7 protein-coding genes are annotated in these 7,301 nt (G+C 31.1%); 2 read left to right on the top strand and 5 right to left on the bottom strand.

The features are described from left to right. Positions 1-392: 392 nt before the first annotated feature. Both N4A40_16000 and N4A40_15995 read left to right on the top strand, forming a co-directional pair. The gene (locus N4A40_16000; protein MCT4663356.1) at positions 393-620 is read left to right on the top strand and encodes a helix-turn-helix domain-containing protein; all 228 of its coding nucleotides are present in this window, start codon (positions 393-395) and stop codon (positions 618-620) included. A gap of 42 nt (positions 621-662) precedes the next feature. Then, entirely contained in the window at positions 663-1,670 is a 1,008-nt protein-coding gene (locus tag N4A40_15995) for a hypothetical protein (GenBank protein MCT4663355.1), read from the top strand. 66 nt (positions 1,671-1,736) lie between these two features. Here the strand turns inward: N4A40_15995 and N4A40_15990 are convergent, their stop codons facing one another. The 5 genes from N4A40_15990 to N4A40_15970 form a co-directional block, all read right to left on the bottom strand. Further along, on the bottom strand, positions 1,737-2,873 hold the full coding sequence (locus N4A40_15990; GenBank protein ID MCT4663354.1) for a DNA cytosine methyltransferase: 1,137 nt from the start codon (positions 2,871-2,873) through the stop codon (positions 1,737-1,739). Between the two features lie 281 nt (positions 2,874-3,154). Further along, complete coding sequence (locus N4A40_15985; protein MCT4663353.1) at positions 3,155-3,985, bottom strand: phosphoenolpyruvate hydrolase family protein; 831 nt, start codon at positions 3,983-3,985, stop codon at positions 3,155-3,157. Between the two features lie 12 nt (positions 3,986-3,997). Next, positions 3,998-5,278 carry a Tm-1-like ATP-binding domain-containing protein gene (locus N4A40_15980; GenBank protein MCT4663352.1) on the bottom strand — a complete coding sequence of 427 codons (1,281 nt, stop codon included), beginning with the start codon at positions 5,276-5,278 and terminating at the stop codon, positions 3,998-4,000. 87 nt (positions 5,279-5,365) lie between these two features. After that, positions 5,366-6,556, bottom strand: coding sequence for a phosphoenolpyruvate hydrolase family protein (locus tag N4A40_15975; GenBank protein MCT4663351.1), 1,191 nt, complete (start codon positions 6,554-6,556; stop codon positions 5,366-5,368). A gap of 336 nt (positions 6,557-6,892) precedes the next feature. Further along, on the bottom strand, positions 6,893-7,301 hold a 409-nt coding region (locus N4A40_15970), incomplete at its 5' end, for a hypothetical protein (protein MCT4663350.1).

The raw sequence follows: 7,301 nt of genomic DNA, 5'->3' as shown, positions 1-7,301 counted from the left end.
CTGTAAGTGCTCCTAAGATAATTTTTTTAGTTTTCATAATAAATCTCCTCTCAAATTTTTAATTATTATTAAGTAATGTTTTCTTTGCATTTCCTATCTTGCTTATATAATAGAGTATAAATTTGTGAGAAGTATGTTGGATTATGTGAAAGTTGTGTGAGAATAAAAAAATACATCAAGAAATTTTTGATGTATTTAGGTTGTTAAGCATGTAAACACGAATCAAATATTTATAGTCTAGCGATGCTCATTAGTCACCAAAATACTATTTTTTATTATTATAGTTAGTTTTATTAAATTGATAGTAGAAGGATATTTAACAATACTAATGTTACTTATATACCGTTGTCTTATTTACATAAATTTATATACTTTTTTTAGGAGGATACAGAATGATTACTAAGAGTTTTGGAATAGCAGTTAAATTCTATAGAAATAAATTAAATCTAAGTCAAGAAAAATTTGCGTTACAAATTAATATGGATAGGACATATTATGCATCCGTTGAGTCTGGTAAACGAAATATTTCATTAAATAATATAGATAAAATTTCAAAAGGTTTGGAAATATCTCTACAAGAATTATTTTCTAAGGTTGAGGAAATTGAGTCTGAAAAATAATTGATAATTACAATAAAAAAGTTTGAAGCGGGAGGAATAGTAATGATTTTAGATAAACTATTATTTGATAATATAAGTATACTTGGGAAATCTTTTTTGATTGAATCGGGATTGACTGATATTCCCCAAAATATACATGAGATGAATAAATTTTTAGAAACTGTAAAAGAAAATATAGAGTCAAATTCATTTAAAGGAGCATTGTTTGCAGATATTTTGTTTTCTTTTGTAACTGATATTTCAATAAGAGATCGTAATACAACTTCGAGAGTCTTTGAAGATATATTCTCAGCGTTATTTAGTATGAAAAGTACAGATGTGGAGTCAAGGCAAAATCCACCAGTTAATGATGAAATTAAAAAATTAGATTCTTTGTGTACTACTTTAGATTGGAAAATTTCTACAGATTTAAGTGGAAACAAAAGGGAAAAATCTGATTTATCTCTGGGATTATATGAAATTTCATTAAAAACGTTAAAAGGGAAAACCTATGATGAAAATTATATGATTATTGATAATAATGATAATAAAGAGTTAAATGTAGGGAGTCTTTCATATAGAGCTCTATTGAAAGGTATAATTGATGATGAAAAATTAAAAAGTTTGAGTGATAGGAAATCAGGTTTAGGTTCAGGAAAGCAATTAAGGGAAAATATTTTTGACCCAATCAAAAGTATTAATAAAGAAAAAGATTTTTATGATAGACTCAAGTTATTTTTGGAATATGTATATACAGATGATTTATATATTGTTTTAAAATCCCATTATAGGATTGACTTTATATTAATACCTAATGATACTTTTGTTAATACACTAACTGATTTATATAAGGAAAACGAAGATAAATTTCATGAAGTTTTCTATAGATGGGAAAATAACAATTTAAGGATTCATTGGATTAAGCTTAAATCTTACATGGAAAAATATTGCAGGGACTTCTATCATTTAGATATGGACTTATCATGTAGAATTGAAAATGATGAATTAGTAAAATTTAAGTGTGCAATTAATGAAAATATTGAGTCAATTTTGAAAAGTAAAAAATTATAATTTTAAACTTAAATTACAAAAATAACGAAATCACAAAAAAATTAGCATGATTTCGTTATTTTATTATTATTTTATATTAAAAATACTAGCTATGTGATATGCCATTAATACAGGTACAGCATTCCCTATTTGACGATAAGCTGCGGAATTTGAACCACAGAATATAAATTCATCTGGAAATGTTTGGAATCTAGCAACTTCCCTAACAGAAAATCGTCTATGTTTTTCAGGATGAGGTGGAATTAATGGCCCTCCTGTTCCACTACCTCTTCCCATAATTGTAGGAGCATGTTTTGTCCAATAAGTTTCTCTATTTCCAACCCTATTAGATATTTTAACTTTACATTTGGAACCTATATGATTATAATGTCCACAGAATTCATCACTATACTCAAGAGGTAAGTCATAAATTGCATCTTTTATGTTTCTATATGAATATTTTTCATCACTGAGGATTTCCAAGTGGCTATATATTCCATTTTTCCAATTAGAATATAATTTATTTATTTTATCATGCGGTGAAATTAATTCGATTTTTTTACTATTCTTTGAATGAGTTGTTCTAATAAATAAAGCCTTTCTTGAGCTAGTTAATTTATCTCTTACTATATTAGTATTATATAAATTACTCCCAATTAAATCATTTCTAATACCTAAAATGATTACTCTTTCTCTGTTTTGTGGTACACCAAAATCTAATGCATTAAACACATTGTATACAACAGTATATCCAGGTCCTTTACCTGAGAAAACTTTTGAATTGGACGTACCAGCATCTTCTAAATCGTCTAAAATTAAACGTAGTACTTTTCCCGAGTTCATATTCTCTAAACCTTTTACATTTTCTAACAGAAAATATTTGGGCTGTTTAATTGAAATCGCTTTTAGCAATTCTAAATATAGATAATTACGTTCATCTTCCATACTTCTATCAACATTTGCTATGGAGAATCCTTGACAAGGAAAACCACCTATCACAACATCAGCATCTGGTAATATTTTACTTATGTCTTCAGAATCACCTGATAGTAACTCAGTAATATCACCTAAAATAGCTTTTGTTGAAGAAAATTCACCGATATTTTTATTATAAGATTCTACGGCATATTTATCAAAATCATTTGCCCAAACAACTTCATGTCCGGCTAATTTAAATCCTAAATCTAGTCCTCCAGCTCCTGAGAAAAAAGATATAACTTTCATTTAGCACCCCTCCATATGTCTTATATAATATAACATAATAAATTTTATATTTCAATACAATCTAATCATAGAACAAACATTCGGTAATTTCAATATTTATTTATCATTTAACTTTACTTGTGTATAGCAAAACAAAACTTTTATCTGTATAACTATATAAATAATCAAAAACAATGGTTTATTTATGTAAGCTATTTTAAAACAAAAAAGACAGTGGCCAATTGAGTGAGAGAGCTCAATTGGCCTTAAATGAATGTTATCTATGTTATTTTTTATTATGATTACTTAGAAATATTTTTAAATGCTTCTGATTGTGCTTTGATTCCACTTTCTGCTGCGAATCTTTCTATACTTGATGCACCGAAGAAACCGTCTATTCCTGGTGTATTTTCGATTACGTATTTTGCGTCCTCTGGATCTGCTATTGGTCCGCCGTGGCAAATTACTATTATATCTGGATTTACTTCTTTACCTGCTGACATGATTTTCTTGATTTTTTCAACACTTTCATCAAGTGTTAGGGCTGTTTGCGCTCCTATTGTTCCTTTTGTTGTTAGTCCCATATGTGCTACAAGTATGTCTGCACCTGCTTCAGCCATTGCTTTTGCTTGATCTTCATCAAAAACATATGGACAAGTAAGCATATCTAGTTCATGGGCTTTTCTAATCATATCTACCTCTAGTCCATAACCCATACCTGTTTCTTCAAGATTTTGTCTAAATACACCGTCTATAAGACCTACTGTTGGGAAGTTTTGTACTCCGTTGAATCCCATATCCTTTAACTGTTTTAGGTAAACTTCCATTAATCTAAAGGGATCAGTACCACAAACACCTGCTAGAACAGGTGTTTTTTTAACAACTGGTAGGACCTCAGAACCCATATCTACAACAATTTGGTTTGCATCACCATACGATAGTAGCCCTGCTAAGGAACCACGTCCTGCCATACGATATCTACCTGAGTTATATATTATAAGCATATCTGCTCCACCAGCTTCACTTGATTTAGCAGTAATACCAGTACCAGCACCTACACCTAGAAGGATATTACCATCACTTATTTCTTTTTTGAAGTCTTGCATAATTTCTAAACGACTTTTAGTATTCATTAAAAATCCTCCTTAATTTATTTTTGAATTCTCTATCATATCAATAAGCTTTTTGTCTGCAGCTAAAGCAAATTCGTCATCATTAATTGATGCGTTGATTTCTATAAAATCAACTGTTTCTTTGTTAACAGTATCCCTTAGTACATTAAATAGGGCTTCATCTTCTTCTTTTCCATAGAAAGGCTGACCTTCAACGTCTATTAGTGAAACTCCTTTTAGAGGAAGCATCAATGCAGTATTTCCAGATGCCATATTTAATTTTTCTGCAATAACTTTTCCAATAGCTACATTTTCATCTACAGATGTTCTCATTAAAGTAACTGTTGGATTATGTTTATATAGATTTCTATCTTTAAATTCTGAAGGAACTGATTCTAGAGGGCCAAAATTAACCATATCTACTGCTCCTACTGAAACAACTTGTGGAATGTTATTTTTAGCAGCGGCTTCAAGTCTATTAGGGCCTGCATTAAGAACTCCGCCAACTATCTCATCGCACCATTCAGTAGTTGTCAGATCAAGTACTCCTGTAAAATAACCAGCTTCAATTAATGACTCCATAGACTTCCCACCAACTCCTGTTGCATGGAAAACAAGTACTTCATATCCTTGTTCTTCAATATAAGCTTTGGCCTTATCAATACATGGCGTTGTAACACCGAACATGGATGCTGCTATTAGTGGCCTCTGGCCTTCAGATACTTCTGAATCATTTGATACCATTCCGTATATAGCATTCACGGCATTATTGAATATTTTCATAGAAACTTTGTTTAAGCCAGCAACATCAACTACTGAAGGAATCATGACTATGTCACTTGTTCCAACATATTGTGAAGTCTCTCCAGAAGCCATTGTAGACACCATTACTTTTGGTATTCCAATAGGTAGAGCTCTCATAGCTGGTGTTACTAGAGACGTACCACCTGAGCCACCTAATGAAATAATTCCATCAATCTTTCCTTCTTTATATAGTTCAGGAACTAATATTTCCATGGATTTTGACAAGATTTCCATGGCATATCCACGGTCATTTTTATTACGTATATCCTTAATGTTTTCTCCTACTATTTTTGCTAGTTCTTCATTTGAAATATCAGCTTCAAATGTGGGTTCGAATACCCCTGTATGTATTGTCATGGTGTTAAGTCCTAGTGATTCAATACGCTCTTTTACATAAAGAAATTCTTTACCTTTGGAATCAAATGTTCCAGCAATTGCAATTGTTTTCAATCTAGCTACCTCCCCATAAATAATATAGAAATAAAAAACGATAGAATCGTTATAATTCAATTCTATCGTTAAAGTCTACCTAAGTAAATGTATTTATATGTTGTTTTCTTGTTCTTATATGCTTAAATATATGTTGTATACAGCTATTTACTTGTGTTTATATGTCTTTAAGTATTGATTAGGTGATATACCTTTGTACTTTTTAAACATTTTGCTGAACTGAGAATAATCAAAATAACCGACCATTTCAGCAACTTTTTTTAATGGAATATCTTCCTCTTTTATTATTGAAGAAGCCTTGTTTATTCTGTATTTTACAAGGTATTCTGAGAAACTACATCCGACATCTTTTTTAAACTTTTTGCTAAGATATGACTCTGATATGTGTAGAACCAAGGCAAGTTCGCTGATTCTAATGACTTTAGAATAATTAGAGTCTATATATTTTTTTACAAAGTCCGCATAGTCATATTTTTTTGAAGAATCATTCATATGATTAATCAGTGGGTCCTCAACATTATCCCTATATGATTTAAATGCCCTTGTTGACTCAAGTATTGCATTTTCTACAGGTATTCTTTCAAATGAAGAACCACCAATATATCCTTCTATATCAGTGTTTCCATATAGATATGCTAGATCAATAGGTTTTGATGCGGGACCACCATATACCATCTTTATAGGTGTATGGTCTTCCTTCTTTATAGCTGAAAATATCTTATCAGTAACTAATTTTGCATGTTCAATAGAAAAACTTTTCTTAGCCCCAAGGAAACCACCTTCTGTTAGACCAAGATGAACGCACAATATATCAGCCCCAGCTCTAACCATTTCAATTGCTTGATCTTCATTAAATACAAAGGCTACAGTAAACATATCAAGAAAGTTTGCAATTCGTATTGCTTCAACTTCTGTTTGAAAAGAAATGCCTTCTTCTTCAAGTGCTTCTCTGAATTGTCCATCAAATAGTCCGATACTTGGGAAATTATTAATACCTGAAAAGCCATTATTTTTTATTTGTTTTATGTAATCATATAAATTCTTTGATGGATCATTGGGGTTAATTCCAAACAAAACAGGTGTATCTTTTACTAATGGTAATATTTCAGTCATTCCAAGTTGCATAACTATATCATTACTATTTCCATAGCACAAAAAACTAGCAAGTGAACTTCTCCCCATCATACGAAACTTACCAGCGCTTAGGGCTAGTATGAAATCAGCTCCACCCTTTACAGCATACTTTGCAGTGACACCACTACCAGTAGAAACACCAATAATATGGCCATTTATGTTAATTTGAGCCCTTAGGGCTTTTAGTATGTTCTCACGATTCAAAGATAAACACTCCCTTTATTGAATACTACATTAAATTACTCACCTTTTCAAGGCGAATGATTTAATGTGCCCAGCTCTTTACAATAAAAGCAGCCCAGCATTTCATAGCCCAGCTGATTTTATTTCATAAATCAAGCCCAGCAGTTGCTTGGCAACTAGAGCAAGGATATTTTGCAATCGCAAAATTAGTTTTAATATTTTACGTTGGTAAAATTACCTTGCTTTAGAAGTTGAAACAACTTCGCTGGACTCATATTTTGAAATATATATGGCTGGGCTGTCATCTACGATGATGCTGGGCTATCAACATAAATGTTGATGCTTGGCTTAAAAGAATTATTTATTAATTCTTTCAGCTCCCTTATGCATAATTCTCTTAACACCATCTTCTGAAATAGTACCATTATCGATTAATTCTTGAATCTTTGCTTGTCTTTCTTCCTTGTCTAAACCTTTTAGTTCTTCTAAGATTGGTTTAATTTCAGCCATTTTGTCATAGTTTTCTATCATTTTTTCTGCTCTATCTGCTTCAATTTTACCTTCTTCAACTAGTTTGTTTACTTCTTCTGTGAAAGCGTCTTTGTCTAGATCTTTTAGTCTATCCCTTACTTCTTGTCTAGCTTGACGGTTTTCGTGTCTTTCTAAGATTTCTTCTTTTTTCTCGCTATCTATCTTACCTTCTTCAACAAGTTCATCTAATTCTGCTATGAACTCATCATTATCTAGATCCTTTAATCTTTCTCTT

Source organism: Tissierellales bacterium, from assembly GCA_025210965.1.
Taxonomy (GTDB): domain Bacteria; phylum Bacillota; class Clostridia; order Tissierellales; family JAOAQY01; genus JAOAQY01.
This window is presented reverse-complemented; position numbering and strand designations above follow the sequence as displayed.